This is a genomic window from Symmachiella dynata, assembly GCF_007747995.1.
Lineage (GTDB): Bacteria > Planctomycetota > Planctomycetia > Planctomycetales > Planctomycetaceae > Symmachiella > Symmachiella dynata.
In genome coordinates this window covers 3,326,463-3,342,666 of record NZ_CP036276.1, presented here as the reverse complement: position 1 = coordinate 3,342,666, position 16,204 = coordinate 3,326,463, and the positions used below count along the sequence as shown (strand labels likewise).

General features: G+C 55.9%; 10 protein-coding genes. 5 read left to right on the top strand and 5 right to left on the bottom strand.

From position 1 onward, the window contains the following. Positions 1–168 precede the first annotated feature (168 nt). A complete protein-coding gene (locus tag Mal52_RS12895) occupies positions 169–762 on the top strand; it encodes a glutathione peroxidase (RefSeq protein WP_145376622.1) in 594 nt (197 codons plus the stop codon). Between the two features lie 113 nt (positions 763–875). Beyond that, the gene (locus Mal52_RS12890; protein WP_231962644.1) at positions 876–2,417 is read left to right on the top strand and encodes a cytochrome-c peroxidase; all 1,542 of its coding nucleotides are present in this window, start codon (positions 876–878) and stop codon (positions 2,415–2,417) included. Positions 2,418–2,494: 77 nt separating this feature from the next. On the opposite strand, the gene queF is transcribed toward Mal52_RS12890, so the two are convergent. Next, a complete protein-coding gene (gene queF, locus Mal52_RS12885; RefSeq protein WP_145376621.1) occupies positions 2,495–2,857 on the bottom strand; it encodes a preQ(1) synthase in 363 nt (120 codons plus the stop codon). Between the two features lie 102 nt (positions 2,858–2,959). Continuing rightward, positions 2,960–3,394: a PilZ domain-containing protein gene (locus tag Mal52_RS12880; protein ID WP_145376620.1), complete on the bottom strand. Its 435-nt coding sequence runs from the start codon at positions 3,392–3,394 to the stop codon at positions 2,960–2,962. Positions 3,395–4,089: 695 nt separating this feature from the next. Here Mal52_RS12880 and Mal52_RS12875 point away from each other — a divergent pair. Further along, positions 4,090–5,019 (top strand): dihydrodipicolinate synthase family protein, encoded by a 930-nt coding sequence (locus Mal52_RS12875; RefSeq protein ID WP_145376619.1) that lies wholly within the window; start codon positions 4,090–4,092, stop codon positions 5,017–5,019. A 135-nt stretch (positions 5,020–5,154) separates the two neighbouring features. Here Mal52_RS12875 and Mal52_RS12870 read toward each other — a convergent pair whose 3' ends face one another. Next, the gene (locus Mal52_RS12870; protein WP_420824949.1) at positions 5,155–6,189 is read right to left on the bottom strand and encodes a sialidase family protein; all 1,035 of its coding nucleotides are present in this window, start codon (positions 6,187–6,189) and stop codon (positions 5,155–5,157) included. 248 nt (positions 6,190–6,437) lie between these two features. Between Mal52_RS12870 and Mal52_RS12865 the strand changes: the two genes are divergently transcribed. Together Mal52_RS12865 and cysE are read left to right on the top strand one after the other, a co-directional pair. Beyond that, positions 6,438–10,427, top strand: coding sequence for an outer membrane protein assembly factor BamB family protein (locus Mal52_RS12865; protein WP_145376618.1), 3,990 nt, complete (start codon positions 6,438–6,440; stop codon positions 10,425–10,427). Positions 10,428–10,480: 53 nt separating this feature from the next. Further along, positions 10,481–11,305, top strand: a complete 825-nt coding sequence (gene cysE, locus Mal52_RS12860; RefSeq protein WP_231962640.1) for a serine O-acetyltransferase — start codon at positions 10,481–10,483, stop codon at positions 11,303–11,305. Between the two features lie 15 nt (positions 11,306–11,320). Here the strand turns inward: cysE and Mal52_RS12855 are convergent, their stop codons facing one another. Both Mal52_RS12855 and Mal52_RS12850 read right to left on the bottom strand, forming a co-directional pair. Then, entirely contained in the window at positions 11,321–12,736 is a 1,416-nt protein-coding gene (locus Mal52_RS12855; RefSeq protein WP_197534868.1) for a DUF1501 domain-containing protein, read from the bottom strand. A 51-nt stretch (positions 12,737–12,787) separates the two neighbouring features. After that, entirely contained in the window at positions 12,788–16,198 is a 3,411-nt protein-coding gene (locus Mal52_RS12850) for a PSD1 and planctomycete cytochrome C domain-containing protein (RefSeq protein WP_145376616.1), read from the bottom strand. Positions 16,199–16,204: the final 6 nt, after the last annotated feature.

Below are 16,204 nucleotides of genomic sequence, written 5' to 3'. Positions count from 1 at the left end.
CCTACCGACCAGTTGTTTCAAAATCCTCTGACGCGTCCCACTGGCACGGACTTGAACGTTTCAGGAACAAACGCAACCAGGTTTTGAAACTGGTTCTACAAATACCCACCTACTTGATTTCGTCGGCAAGCGACTAGACGTAACTGGCCGACGGGAAAGGAACCTCACATGAAACGATCATTGATTGTCGCCACCGGTCTGGTCATGGTATTGGCCTCGTTGAGTTTCGCCGACAAGGACAAGGAAAAAGGCTCAGGCAAGAAAAAGGAGCATCCGGTGTTCAGCCAAGAGATGAAGTCGCTCACAGGCAAAAAAGTTGACCTCTCTAAGTACAAAGGCAAAGTCTTAATCGTCGTCAACACTGCCAGCCAATGTGGAGCAACGCCGCAATATGAACAACTGGAAGAGTTGCACGAAAAATATGGCGATAAAGGGCTGGCGGTTCTCGGATTCCCCTGCAATCAATTCGGCAAACAAGAACCGGGGACCAGCGAGGAAATTATCTCGTTCTGCGAAGAGAACTATGGCGTGAAGTTTGACATGTTCTCGAAGGTTGACGTCAACGGCGAAGATGCCCCGCCGCTGTACAAATTCCTGACGTCCGACAAAACCGGATTGAAGGACACTGGGGATGTGAAATGGAACTTCGAGAAGTTCCTGATCAACCGCGACGGAAAAGTCGTCGCCCGCTTCCGCACCCCCGTCAAGCCTGATGCTCCGGAGGTGATCAAAGCCGTCGAAGCGGAACTGGCAAAGAAATAGAGACGATGAAACACGAAGATCAACACCAGTGCCTCGCCGGTGTTGCAATTTATTAAGTTGCGATAGCAACCCGACAACCGAGATTTCCGCTATTAAATCCAGGAGGTGAATGAATGCAATTACGAAACCAACCCGCAACATGGCTGTGCGCCGTGTTGGTCATGGCGATCATGCCGGGATGTGCGGCGAAAAAGGACGATGGGGCCACGCCCGGTTCCTCGACCGCCGCTTCAACCGACACCCAAGTCGAACCCGAAACAACCAACGAACCGGAGGCCACTGAGGTCGCCGATGCATCAACCGAACCCGCTGCTGAACCCGCTGCCGAACCAGAAGCCAAGCCAGAAGCCAAGGCGGACGTGACGCCGAAAGAAACAGTTGTCGCCAAGGCGCCGGCTGAACCCGCTACCGAAAAAAAACCGGCCGAAAAGAAACCGGCCGCTGAGAAACCGGCCGCTGAGAAAAAACCAGCGGCCCCCGCCAAAGCCGCATCGGCAAAGCCACCGACGGTGGACTCGCCCCTCACAGCTGGAATTCCGGGCGAAGGACCGCTGACGACTGAGGAAATTAAAAAATGGCTCGAAGACCCCAAAAACCACGAAGTCATCGACTTTGAATTGCCGTTGGGAATGGCCTCCGCACAAGCAGCGATCAAGGGCCTTGACGAGAATCCTCTCACGCTTGCCAAAATCGAGTTGGGCCGCCAGTTGTACTTCGATCCACGGTTATCAGCAGACACGACTGTGAGTTGCGCCAGTTGCCATGACCCCGATGAAGGGTATGCGCGACGCACCCAATTCGGTGTGGGTATCGACGCACAAGAAGGTGGCCGCAATTCGCCGGTCAGCTACAATCGTATTTTGAGCGACAAACAATTCTGGGACGGCCGTGCCGAATCGCTGGAAGCACAAGCAGTCGGACCGATCGCCAACCCCATCGAAATGGGCAACACACACGATGCGTGCGTGGCTTGCCTGAAGGGGATCGAGGGTTATCGTCTGCAATTTGAGTCGATTTTTGGTGACGAAGGAGTCACCATCGACAACGTCGGCCGTGCTCTCGCCTCATTCGAACGCGTGATCGTCACCGGCGCATCACCGTTTGACTATGCCGAAAACGCCAAGCGGTTTGCCGACCTGAGCGACGAAGAGTTGGCCGAGATCAAAACCGATGATCCGGAGTTCTATGCGGAAATCGAGCAGGCTAAAAAAGACGTAGAGGCTCATCCGATGTCGGAAAGCGCACAACGCGGTTGGGCGCTGTTCTTTGACGAACAAAAAACCGACTGCAAGGCCTGCCACGCCGGTGCAAACTTCACCGACGAGCAATATCATAATCTCGGTGTGGGAATGGATGCCGAAGAGCCGGATCTCGGACGTTTCACCGAAACCAAAGATGAAAAGCACCGCGGCGCGTTTAAGACTCCCACGCTTCGCAATGTGGAATTCACAGCTCCCTATATGCACGACGGCAGCCAGCAGACGCTGGAAGAAGTCGTCGAATGGTACGCTAAGGGCGGTCACCCCAATCCGCACCTGAGCGATAAGATCAAAAAGCTGGACCTGACCGATCAGGACAAGGCGGATCTGGTGGCGTTCATGAAAGCACTCACGGGACCGTTCCCCAAAGTTGAGCGCGACCGACTCCCCAAATAGGAGCCTGCGATTCGCCCCAGCGAGGGGAAATCGAAACCAAATCTGCCCGGCCGCACCATCGCGCGGCCGGGCTTTTTTTATTGGTTTTCGGCAGTGTACTGCGCAATCACATTGGTGCGGATGCCGCCCCGCGGTGTGAAGGCGGCGTGAACCGTCATCGAGCGAGGTTGTGTGACAGCAACCAAGTCATCCAGAATCAAGTTGGTGACATGCTCGTAAAATGCACCATGGTTGCGAAAACGCTGCAGGTACATTTTGAGTGACTTTAGCTCGAAGCACAATTTGTCGGGAACGTACGTAATCGTCAGTTCGCCAAAATCGGGCTGCCCCGTCTTGGGACAGACTGATGTAAACTCGGGACAAATCGTTTCGATTGTATAGTCGCGATCAGGAAACTGGTTTTCAAATGTTTCCAATTCCTGGCGAAATCCTTCAGCCATGCGGGGGACCCTTTCTGTTGCCGCTCTGGAAATACCTATCCAGAGTGCATTGTAGTGAGGTCACGGCTGCGGACCAATTCGCTGGGGCGGAAAATTGCGATGCTAATCCAGTGACGGAGAATCGCCGTCTTCCACCACACCTTCGAATTGCATTCCGTATTCCCAGAAATCCTGGGAGACACGGCGATTACGACAGGTGCGTACGTAGAAAAACCGTTTTTCCTCTTGATCCGGACTGAGGCAAACAATCGCCTTCTCAAACTTGAGTTGCCCGGGATACAGCAACGAAACACCACCCGAGGAAAGGTTGCGTGCCCAAGCCTCGAAGGAATAGCGCACTGTCTTTTCGGCGAATGCCGTATACCCGTCCGGAACGAACACCGCAACTCGCTGCCGAAACGCGTTGCGAGGCTGCGTTCGCTTTGTCGAATAATGCCCTTTGCAACGGTCCGCCCAATGATCGAGATCATTCAAGAGTCGAATCGCTGCTTCATCTTGACTGTCCGTCAAGGGAGCCGGTGGTGAGAATTGTTCCATCGTTGGTTCGCTAGTTACTGACCAGAGATACGGCCGGGGATCGGTGTCTGGGAAAACATCGCAATTGCCAAAGCGAATTTTCAAAAACTAAACAACAATACCAAGATAGCTCACGATCCTATGAGTCAGTCCAGAAAACCATTTTCGGGACGCCACAGACAATGCGACATCATCCCTTCCAGGTGCTGTTGTACAAGGTGTAACGAATAATCCGACGGACCACCCCCAGCCATCGAAAACTGAATTACGAATAAAAAGCAGTTTCCGGAAAAATGTGTGTCCGGTTTTGTCGGCGGTTTGCGATCCTTCTTGGTGAGGCAAGACACAACCCGGCCAAACACTCAATGACAAATACCAAGGGATTGTCAACTAAACGCCGCGGTCGCTCAGCCTCAAAGGCAATCACATTTTTTGCTCGACATGGTGGAGACTGGCACAATGCCCGATGGAACCCGAAAACGACGACATTCGTCGAACATTGCCAAGCGTCGATGGTATGCCCAGCACCGTGCCGTGCGATTCGCCAATCGCTTCGGTTTTTAGGCCCACTTTTCTGAAAGGTGTGAACAATTACGATAGACTGTTAGCCGCCCGAATTGATTCGGGCGGTTTTTTTGTGCGCCTGCAGTCAAACACTCCCAGCACCGTTTGAGCAGCGCAAGAAACATCCCAGCCGATTGGAGTATGAACCGCCGATGATCGAAGCCGCCCCCGTCGCCACGCGTTACCCCCGCTGCAATTTGGCGGCTTGTATGCTCCCTTGGACCGAACACTGGGAACTCGATGTCGCCGCATTCACCGAGCATGTCAACACGTTCTTACAGGCAGGTTACCGCAACCTGTATGTGTTGGGTACCGCGGGCGAAGGCTATGCGCTCAGTGATCGACGGTTTCAGCAGGTCGTCCAAACCTTTGCCGAATTGACCGTCGGCGAGGGGCTTGATCCGCAAGTTGGCGTGATCGCGTTGTCCCTGGAACAGATCACCGAACGGATTGCTTGCGCGTATCACTATGGCATCCGCATGTTTCAGATATCACTGCCCAGTTGGGGCCCGCTCGATGAATCGGAAACCATGCTTTTCTTCAAATCGGTGTGCGGCGCATTCCCCGATTGCCGATTCCTGCATTACAACTTGCCGCGCGTGGGACGGATCATCGGGGGAGCGGAGTATCGCCGCCTTGCCGATGCTGTTCCGAATCTCGTCGCCACCAAAAACAGTTCCACCGACTACGCACGGACCGCCGACCTGCTGAAACATACTCCCGACTTGCAGCACTTCCTGCTCGAGTCCAATTTTGCCATGGGCTGCTCGATCGGCGAATGTTCGCTGCTCTGCAGCCAGGCAGGGCTATTTCCCAAGACCACCTGGCAACTGTTCCAAGCGGGGTTAGACGATGATCTGCCCGAGCTGTTTCGCATCACCGCCTTGCTGCACGGCATCACCGGGCGTCTGTTTGCGCATTGTCAGCGACGGATGATCGATGGCTGTTATGATAAGACCTTTTTGTGGCTGCGTGATCCACAATTCCCCACGCGCATGCTCCCCCCGTATCTCGGGTTGAGCGATGAGGAACGACAAACTTGCCGCGCGATGTTCGATGCAGAGTTTCGACAGATTCCGTAGCTGACGTTTTCGCGGAAGTCTCTCCACCTTCGTTGCTCGCCGGTCATCATTGACTTGACCGACGAGCCGGTCGCCGCAGTGACACGGTCAGAAAACCACGTCTGGTCTGCAACGACTTGCCCATTGGCACTCGAATCAATCAGGCAATTTGCCATCGACAATGTCGTGAAGCACAAATTTCGAGGGATCCGCAACGACGTGCTTCACTTTTTTGCGTTGGTAGGTGTAGGTGAAATGCACCAAACCATCAGCGGTTTGAATGACGGCGGGGTAGGAGAATTCCCCTTTTTCATCTTCGAGCACCAACGCCGCTTTCCAATTTTTTCCGTCTTCCGAAACCGCCACGTTGAGCAATCCCCGCCCACGACCACCGCGGATCGAATGATTATAAATCAGTATTTGTCGTCCATCGGCCAACGTGACCGCATCGGTGCCGGAGTTGGGATTGGGCAACTCGGTCGCTGTCATCTTGCTCCAGGTTTCGCCACCATCCTCCGACCAACTCTGTGTAATCACCTTTTCGCGGCTACGGCAAAGGACCTGCATCCGTCCATCTTCGTACGTCAAAATGCTGGGCTGAATCGCGTTGAATTCTTTGCCGTCATTGATCGGTCCCACGCGCTCCCAGGTTTTCCCCAAGTCGCTCGTCCGTTCAAAGTGGACCCGCCAACCATCGTATTCGGTGCTCGATCCGCACAGGATGTCGCCATTGGCCAATTGAATCGGTTTGTTTTTGACTGGACCATCAATGCCCTCGGGGAGCCGTCGCGGTTGGTCCCAAGTTTTTCCGCCATCGGCCGAAGTCGTCAACATGCCCCACCACGTGCGCGGGTCCGGACCAACTTTATAGAACAACAACAGCGGGCCCTCTTTGGGTTGAAACAGCACGGGATTCCAACAAGGATGCCGTTTTCCGGCATATTGAATTCCATTGGCGACTTCAACCGGCGGCGTCCATTTTCCATCTTCTTGCCGCGAGACCCAAATCCCAACATCGGGGTTTTTCTCATGTTTGCCGGCAAACCAAGCGGTAACCAGACCGGTATCGGTTTCAACAATCGTCGAGGCGTGGCACGAGGGAAATGGAGCGGTCTCGTAAATGAATTCCTCTTTGAGGACTCCCGGCTGCTGTTCCGCGGCCTGCGCGCCGGAAAACAACGCAACTCCCATGACGACTGCCCCTATCAATGTTGACAACCTCTGCTGCAAACCCATCATCACGTCTCCCTTCAGACTGCCCATTCTGGCGGGCATGGTATTCATAAGAATTTCATACAATTATTTACCCTCAACGGAGTCACTCGAACTGAGGGATTCCAACAAGTATACTGGAATTCACAGTTATCGCGACAGTCTCGCGGAAAACTGCAAGACGAGCCATTGTTCAATAGACCGCCCATACAGGCAAGGATTCTGACATGGATCACGTTATTCGTTCAACAAACAATAATGACAATCATTTGATGTGGCGTGATTTCGCTAAGGCTGCGTTCTTGTTGTGCGCGGCGATCATCGGGTTGGGAAGCTGGCTGCCCAATTCGTCTCTGGCCGATGACTGGCCAACATATATGCACGATAACGCCCGCGCCGGTCACACCTCCGAATCCATCAAAGTGCCGCTGCAACTACGCTGGACGATCTCGCCTGATGCTGCGCCGCAAATGGCGTGGTCGGGAACTGACAACCGGACTATTGAAGGAAAGCTAGTGCGAGATCGCATGACCTTCGACGACGCGTTTCACGTCGCCGTTGTGGGCGATCGCCTGTACTACGGCTCATCTGTCGATGATCAATTGCATTGCGTTGACATCAACAACGGAAAAGAGCTGTGGAGTTTCTACAGCGGGGGGCCGATTCGATTGGCCCCGACAGTCGCCGATGGTCGCGTTTACTTCGGATCGGACGATGGCAACGCTTATTGCCTCAACAGCGACGACGGCGGCTTGATCTGGAAACACCGCGCCGGGCCCGACGACGACTGGCTGATCGCACGCCAAGAGATGATTTCACGCTGGCCGATCCGCACGGGAATTCTCGTCGATGACGGCATCGCCTATTTCGGCGCTGGAATTTTTCCGCATGAAAATATCTACCTCTACGCGGTCAACGCGAATGACGGTTCCTTGGTCTGGAAACGAGACACGATCAGTGAAGAGGATGCCGGTCGAAATGACCTGTCGCCGCAAGGTTATCTGTTAGCCAACGACGAACTGTTGTTTGTCCCCTCCGGGCGTTCATTGCCGGCGGCTGTGGATCGCAAGACAGGCAAGGTCGTCCACAAACGCGTTCACGGTTGGCGGGGCGACGCGGGTGGGGTTGTTGGCGGCTCGAAGGCGTTGCTAGCGTCGGGGCAAATCTTCTGCTGGGGCGATCACCATATTCTGCCGATGGAACAAAAGACCGGCGATGTGGGGTACGGTTGGTTTACCGGTTATCAATTGGCGATGGCCGATAAATACGCATACACGCTCAGCGGACAATCGTTGATCAAACTCGACCGAGACGCTTATGCCGCCGGTAGCCGCAAACGCCACAAAATGGAACAAGGCCGGCGGCCGATCATGCGCAAGATCTATACCACCGAAGGCGAAGAACTAGAGCAAGCCAAAAAGGAGATGAAGGAACTAGAAGCCAAAATCCAACAAGCAGACCAAGTCGGTGTCATCTGGAAAACACCGTTTGATGGAGAGTCATCACTCTTGGTGACGGGGGATTTGGTCTTCGCCGGCAAAGATGGAGAAGTCGCCGCCTTTTCCGCCGAAACAGGCAAGCCCCTCTGGAGCGCCCCGGTCGACGGCGAAGCTCGCGGATTGGCAGTCGCCGGCGGAAATCTGTTTGTGAGCACCAGCACGGGCAAGATCTATGCTTTCGCATCAGCCGATACGCCCGCCGTTCCCTCAGCGGTCGCCAAAAAGAACATCGGCGCTGATCCCTATCCTCAAGATGAGTTGACCAAGTTTTATCAAGACGCAGCGGCAGACATCTTAAAGACCACAGGCGTCAATCGCGGCTTTGCACTCGTGTTGGGCAGCGAACAGGGACGACTCGCCTATGAGCTGGCGCGGCAAAGCGAGTTGACGCTGTATTGTTTGGAACCGGACGCGGACAAAGTAGCCGCCTCCCGCAAAGCCCTCAACGCCGCAGGGCTCTACGGCAGTCGGGTGACCGTACATCAGGCCGATTTTGCGCCGGTCCCTTACTCAAGTTATTTTGCAAACATGATCGTATCCGACACCCAGTTACTGGGTGGGACCGTTCCTGGAAATCCAGCGGAAATCGCGCGGCACCTCAAACCGCTTGGTGGCGTGGTTTATCTGGGCGGCAAAAAGGACGATCCCGCGCAAGCCGTTCAAAGCCGTCAGGACTGGTTGGCAGGCATGAAATTAGCCGACCAATCACACACCTCGACCGATGGCACGGCGATCACATTGACCCGCGACAAACTGCCGGGCGCAGCCAATTGGTCGCACCAATACGGCGATCCGGGAAACACCGCCAGTAGCACCGACCGCCGCTTAAAGGGCGGACTGGGCGTCCTGTGGTATGGCGATCCCGGCCCCGGCAAAATGGTCAACCGGCACGACGGCGCCGTTGGCCCACTTTCCATCGATGGCCGTTTGATCGTGCAGGGCGAAAACAGCGTCATGGCCTACGACGCCTACAATGGCATGTTCTTGTGGGAGCGGGAGGAGCCCAATGCCGTGCGGACCGGTGTCTTTCAAAATCAAAATCCCGGAAACCTCGTCGCCGGCGGCGACGATCTATTCGTCATGGTCCGGGGTGAATGCCACAACCTCGATCTGGCGACCGGCAAAATCAAAGCCACCTACACCGTTCCCCCCGAAGCAGGCAACGAGGATCACGAATGGGGTTATCTGGCCTACCAAGACGGCCTGCTGATCGGCACCGCCACGATCCGCCAAGAAGTCGAACGCCGTAAGCAACGTCGCGGCAAAGTGACCGATGACAGCACGACCGGGCTGTTCGCAATCGATACTAAAACGGGCAAGACCGCCTGGAGCTATCAAGGCAAACATATCGCCCATCACACCATTGCTTTGGGACCGGAACGGGTCTTCTTCATCGACAGCACGATCACCAGTGACCAACGCGATGAATTGCTGCGTGAAGACAAAACTGAACTTAAAAAACTGACCGGCGAGGAGGCCAAAGAGGCCGAAGCACGGATGAAGCGGATCGACGCTCGCTTGGCGGTTGCTCTAGATGCGCGGACCGGCGAAAAATTGTGGGAAACACCGGTCGACGTGACCGATTGCAGTGAAATCGGCACCGGCGGCGGCAAGTTGACTTTAATGGTGCAAAACAACGTGCTGGTACTCTGCGGCGCCAACGCCAACGGTCACTACTGGAAACAATTCCTCGCCGGGGAATTCAAAAGTCGCCGACTCGTGGCGCTATCGGGCGAAGATGGACACAAGTTGTGGGCCAAGGATGCCAACTATCGACATCGCCCGATCATTATCGAAGATCAGATCGTCGCCGAACCATGGGGATTTGACCTCTACACCGGCGCGCAGCGCATGCGGAAGCACCCCATCACCGGCGAAGAGGTCCCCTGGAGCATGGTCCGTACCGGACACCATTGCGGCATGATGACTGCTACACCGGATATGATGTTTTTCCGCTCCGGCTTCACTGGGTTTTACGATCTGAACGCCGACAACGGCACGCGGCACTTCGCCGGACACCGTACCGGATGCTGGATCAACATGATTCCCGCCAACGGCCTGTTGATGGTTCCCGAAGCGAGTGCGGGTTGTGTCTGTCTATTCTCGATCGCCTCGACCATCGTCATGGAACCGCGCGAACCCCGGCGGGATTGGACGATCTATAGTTCCGTAGGAAAATCGACGCCGGTGAAACATTTGGCACTCAACTTCGGTGCCCCGGGAGATCGTCGCGACGCCAGCGGAACCGTCTGGTTGGCGTATCCGCGGCCCAAAGCCTACAAGGAGACCGGTTTGGTCCTACCCTTGGAATTGCAAACCGACTTCGCCGACGGCAAAAAATACTCCGGAATCAATAGTCAAGCGGAGGCGTTAACTGACGTTGAGTCACCCTGGATTTATTCCTATTGGGCCGAAGGGTTGAAACAACTCACCATCCCACTGCAAGAGCAGGGGGCCGACCCGGCAAGCTATCGCGTGAAATTCTATTTCACAGCGCGCCAGGGTGATCCATCCGCAGCAGCGAAATTTGATGTAAAAATCCAAGGTGAAACGTTACTGGAAAACGTAGGCCTCGACGAATCGGATCAGGGTAACGGGCGCTCAGCAATTCACGAAGTGGCCGGGATTTCCGTAACTGACAATCTCGTTGTCGAATTCGTCCCGCGCGATGGAAGTGATGCTCCGATTCTCAGCGGCATTAAAATCGAACGCGAGTAATCGCGCCCCACGCAGCACGTTTTCATCACCAACTTTGACCAAAGGCAATGCCGGTGTCAGACGCCGCACAACACATAGGCGACGATAAGATCTGGGACACGATCCGCGCAGAGACTCAGTCTGCGGCTACCCAAGAGCCGATCTTGGCCAGCTTTCTGCACGCCACGGTTCTCAAACACGAGACGCTCGAAGATGCGATGAGTTTCCACCTCGCGGGCAAACTGGCCGATGTGAATGTAACGGCCATGTTGATCCGCGAAGTGATCGACGAGGCCTTTGCCAGCGACCCGCAGGTCCGCGCCGCCCTGCGGTGTGACATTCAAGCGGTCCGCGACCGTGACCCGGCATCGGAATACTATTATGTGCCGATGCTATTTTTCAAAGGCTTTCATGCGCTGCAAAGTTATCGTGTCGCGCATTGGTTGTGGGGGCAGAATCGGCGGGCGATGGCGCTGCACCTCCAAAGCCGCATTTCAGAGGTCTTTGCTGCGGATATTCACCCGGCCGCCCGCATCGGACAGGGTATCTTGCTGGATCATGGCACCTCGGTCGTGATCGGTGAAACCGCCGTCGTGGAAAACAACGTCTCCATGCTGCACGAAGTGACCTTGGGGGGAACCGGAAAAGCCACGGGAGACCGCCATCCCAAAGTCCGGCATGGCGTACTGGTCGGCGCCGGTGCTAAAATCCTGGGGAATGTCGAAATCGGTACCGGAGCGAAAATCGCCGCATGCAGCGTCGTTTTAGACGATGTTCCCGCGCACTGCACGGTCGCCGGAATTCCGGCCAAAATCGTGGGACGGCTCTCAGTTGCCGAACCGGCACTCGACATGGATCACATGCTGCCGCATCACCACGCCGACGGCAGCGGGATTTAAATCAGCTTGTACGGTTCACAGAATTTCGTGAATCACTTCACCATGTACATCGGTGAGGCGAAAGTCGCGGCCGCCGTGACGGTAGGTTAGGCGTTGGTGGTCCAAGCCCAAGAGATGCAATATCGTCGCATGCAGGTCGTGCATCGTGCAGACATTCTCCACCGCATGCATGCCCAACTCGTCAGTCGCCCCATGCGCCACGCCCCCTTTGACGCCTCCACCGGCCAGCCAAACGGTAAAGCCTTCGGGATGATGATCACGTCCGTCGCGGGAGGCCGCATGCGGCGTGCGTCCAAATTCTCCCGCCCAGACGATCAGCGTTTCGTCAAACAGCCCACGTGCTTTGAGGTCCTTGATCAAACCGGCAATCGCTTGGTCGGTGTCGAGAGCGTTTTTCTCGTGCATTTTCTTCAGCGCCCCATGTTGATCCCACGTACCGTTCGAGGCGCCCGGGGGGCAGGTGATCTCCACAAAACGAACACCCGATTCGATCAACCGCCGCGCGCGGAGACATTGAATCCCATACAGCCGCTGCGAGTCGACTTTGGAATCGATCGCATAAAGCGACTGCGTCGCTTTCGTTTCCCGCGACAAATCCAGCACGTCCGGGACGAGCGATTGCATGCGGTAGGCAAGTTCATAGTTCTTAACGGCCGATTCAACGGCGTCGTTGCCCCCTAATGTCTCAGCAAACGCGCGGTCCTGCAGTTTGAGCAAATCCAGTTTGGCACGCTGCACCCCCGCGCGGCTGTCGCCCGGCGTGATATTCTCCAGCGGCGGACCATCGGCATTGAGCAACGTCGCTTGAAAACTGGCCGGTAGGAAACCGCTGGAATAGTTTTCCAATCCCCCGCAAGGAATCACGCCAAAATTTAAGACCACAAACCCCGGCAGATTCTGATTTTCGCTGCCCAGTCCATAACTGGCCCACGAGCCAAGACTGGGACGCCCAGCTACGTTGGACCCGGTATGTAAAAACAACACCCCCGTAGAGTGAATCGGCAGGTCCGCTTTCATCGAACGAATCACAGCCAAATCGTCGACACAACTGGCAATGTGCGGAAACAATTCGCTGACCGGCAGTCCTGACTCGCCATGCTTAGCGAACTTCCAGGGGGACTTGAGCCATTTGCGATTCACATTCGCCGTCGGGTTATCGATCTCACCGGCCGGTTGATCGTCGACCTCCGCAAGCTTCGGTTTGGGATCGAACGAATCGACATGCGAGACTCCTCCGTCCAGAAAGCAGAAGATGACGTTTTTAGCCGTCGGGGCAAAATGCGGTCCCGTGGCCGGCGCCCCATAGGCGCGTTCCGACATCAACGCCGACAGCGCCAACATTCCAAAACCGTTGGCAGACGATTTCAGCATGCTACGCCGCGAAAACAGCCGCGGTCCGCGTCCCGGACAATTGTTGCTATGAGGATTCATACGGCCAACTGTTCCCACGATTTCGTACTTCAGCACCAAACGAAAACGTTTTCAAGGGATGTAAATGAATTCTTTGCCATTAAACAAAAGATGCGCCACGTCCTGCCAGATCTCTTTGGACGACAGAATCTGGTCGCCGGGAATTTCCTTTAGCTGCGCGAGCGTGCCGATCAGTTCCTCAAACCGCTCGATTTCCAGCGGCGTAGCCGGGCGTCCCAAAGCAGCCTCAAACATCGTCATGAGTCGTTCGCCAACTGTAATGGTCTCGTCTTCGATCACCGCCTCTGCCCAGACCCCCGCTTGCTGCAGGACAAAACTGTCGTTTAAGAGCGTCAGTGCCTGCGCCGGCACATTGGTGATATCACGGCGGCCTTGGGTGATTTTTCCGCCGGGGAGATTGAAGGCACTCAAAAACTTCGGCCCCTCCATTAAATTGACCTTAATGTACACGCTGCGGCGGCCCGCCCCATCGAGCGGCCCAGCAAACAGCCGACGGGTGGGATTCGATTCAGGGCGAAACGGCTGAATGCTTTCGCCAAATAATTTTGGTTGCAGCCGGCCGGAAACGGTCAAAATCGAATCCCGAATCGCCTCGGCCTCCATCCGCCGTACCGGATAGTGATGCAACAAGCGATTCTGTGGGTCGATCTCTGTGGCCGATAACTCGGCGCGGCCTGTCGCGCGAAATGTACGTGATAACACTATTTCACGGATCAACGTCTTCACCGACCAGCCCATGCCGTCGCCGTGACTGCCGGCAGGTTCCACAAAGCGTGCGGCGAGATGATCCAGCAATTGCGGGTGCGACGGCAGATCGCCGACATGTCCAAAGTCATCAACGCTCCGTACGATTCCCGCACCAAACAGGTGATGCCAGACACGATTGACCATCACCCGAGCCGTCAGCGGATTGTGCGACGATGCAATCTGATCGGCAAGCTCCCGCCGCCCACTGCCCGTGGGTTGAGAATTCTTTGCGGAATTCGACAGCACTTCCAAATACCTCCGCGGCACGACATCTCCCAAAGTCGCAAAGTTGCCCCGCAGCAATATGCGATGATCCTGCCCTGCACCCAGGTCGGCAATCCCCGCCGCCAGGCGCGGCCGCGCCAGTTGTTCTTCTATCTTGCGGTAAGCGCCCACCAATTTTTTAATCTGCGACGAGGCGTTCACGGCATGGTCCAACAGATTGTTCTCCACACACCAAGAGAGCCAATAAACATCATCGTCGCCAGCAGTCCCCGCCGACCAGTGCTCCACTGCCGTTTGAATCGCCGCGGAATACTTGTCGGCAATATCAGCGGGCGCGACCACCGTATCGGCCTCGCCATACAACCGGGCCAACGGCGACAGGTCCGGCTTAGGCGGATCGCCGCCGTCATGCGCCACGACCTGCAGAATGCCGAAATACGATCGCGGGTCCGCGGCTGCTTCGGACCACGGTATGCGGTCGTTGGTCTTATCGCCTCCTAACGTTCCCAATTGATCCGGAAACTTGGGGTTATCGAATTTCGTGACCAGTTCCGCAAACGTCCGCAACATTTCCGCATTGGCGGGGACCTTAAATGTAACCCACGTCGGCTGCGGCGAGGTCAATGCACGGTAGTTGGCATAGTTGAGCTGACAGTTGTTGGAAACCAAACGCACGGCGCTCGTGTTCTCTCCCAACACCTGAAAACTGATGTGCGACTTCCCGCCGCTAATTACGGGCGAGCGGAGCGTGCCGTTGAGTTTCTCCGACAAGACATGCGTAAAGCGACCGGCGGGAAGAATTTGCCGAACAACGTTGTCGCCGTCATGCGCCACGGTGAATGCGCCACTTGACGTGTGCCCCTGACGCAGACCTTGGCCGGTGGCGCTCCATTCGGTCGGATCGTCATCGCGAAAATCGGCAAGGCGTGTGAATTGCTTAGCATTGAACGACTCATGCGTTTGGCGATCCTTTTCAAAACTCACCGCTAATTCGCGCCACGCTGTGGGAACATTCTCGGCAGCGTTCACCGTCTGCCAAGCCCGCGCGGGATGGTCAATTCCCGGCTTCTCCACAGAAAGGGCTTTGACCCAACCTTCTAACCGCGGCGCGCTCAAACCGGTCGCCAAAACATCCGCTTCCGACGACTTGGCAATCCGCGCCTGCGCCGCCAGCATATATTTGGCAACATCACCGGTCTGCGACTGCCAATGCTGCGCCAACTCCTCGCGGAGTTGCGTTTTCAACACACGCAACTGCTCCATCAATTCTGCATTCACCGTCGGCGCATCGAGCGTGTGGGCGGTCAGCCGTGAACTCTTGAGGATGCCCAACAGCGCATAATAATCCGCCGCGGAAACCGCATCCATTTTATGGTCGTGACACCGCGCACAAGCGACGGTCGTTGCTTGAAATGCTTTTGTCAGCGTATCAATCTGGTTATCTAAAATGTCGTAACCGATCGACGTCAACGTCACACAATCGTCGTGGTTCACTTCACCGAAACGGTAAAAGGACGTACCGATCAAAGACTCGTTCAACTGCTGTTCGTCATTCCAACGGGGGTGGTCCAATAAGTCCCCTGCGATGTGCTCGCGGACGAATTGGTCGTACGGCACATCGGCGTTGAATGCGCGAATCAGGTAATCGCGGTACCGCCAAGCGTGATGCACCTCGTAGTTCCACTCGTTGCCGTGCGTTTCGGTAAAACGAACCACGTCCATCCAATGTCGCGCCCAACGTTCGCCAAAGTGCGGCGAATTCAACAAGCGATCGACGAGCGACTCATACGCCGCTTCCGCATTCACTTCGCTGTCCCGCAAAAAACGGTCGACGTCTTTAGGTGTTGGCGGCAGGCCAGTGAGTACCAGACTCAACCTCCGAATGAGCGTTCGCGGCGCCGCTTGTTCCGGCGGCGCAATTCCTGCATTCGCAAGCTTTGCCAAAATAAAACGGTCAATCGTGCCCCTCGGCGGGTTCGCCTTGATCTCCGGCACCTCAGGACGGACGACCGGTTGCAGCGACCACCAATCGCGCCGCGCGTTGAGCAGTACCGGCCACGCATTGTCGACCGTGTTGCTATCGGGGCGATCGCGGGGGTCGGGTGCCCCGATTTCAATCCATCTTACAAAATCGGCAATCGTCTCGTCGGACAATTTGGCCTGCGGAGGCATCTCGAACGACTCGTGCCGCATCGCCTCGATCAGCAGACTTTCGTCCGGCTTTCCGGGAACAATCGCCGCGCCGCTGTCTCCCCCCGTGCGCGTTGCCTCACGACTATCCAGCCGCAGTCCCCCTTTGGGTTTGTCCTCCTGACTGGAATGGCACTCGTAACAGGACTGGATCAGCACCGGCCGAATTTTTTTCTCAAATAACTCCAAACCAGCCGCATCATCGCCCCGGCACGTCCCAACGATGGAAAACACCACAGCCAACGTCGTTAGGACGCGACGTTGATTTCGAGAGAAGAATGTCAGGGGGGGACAATGCATGGGGAG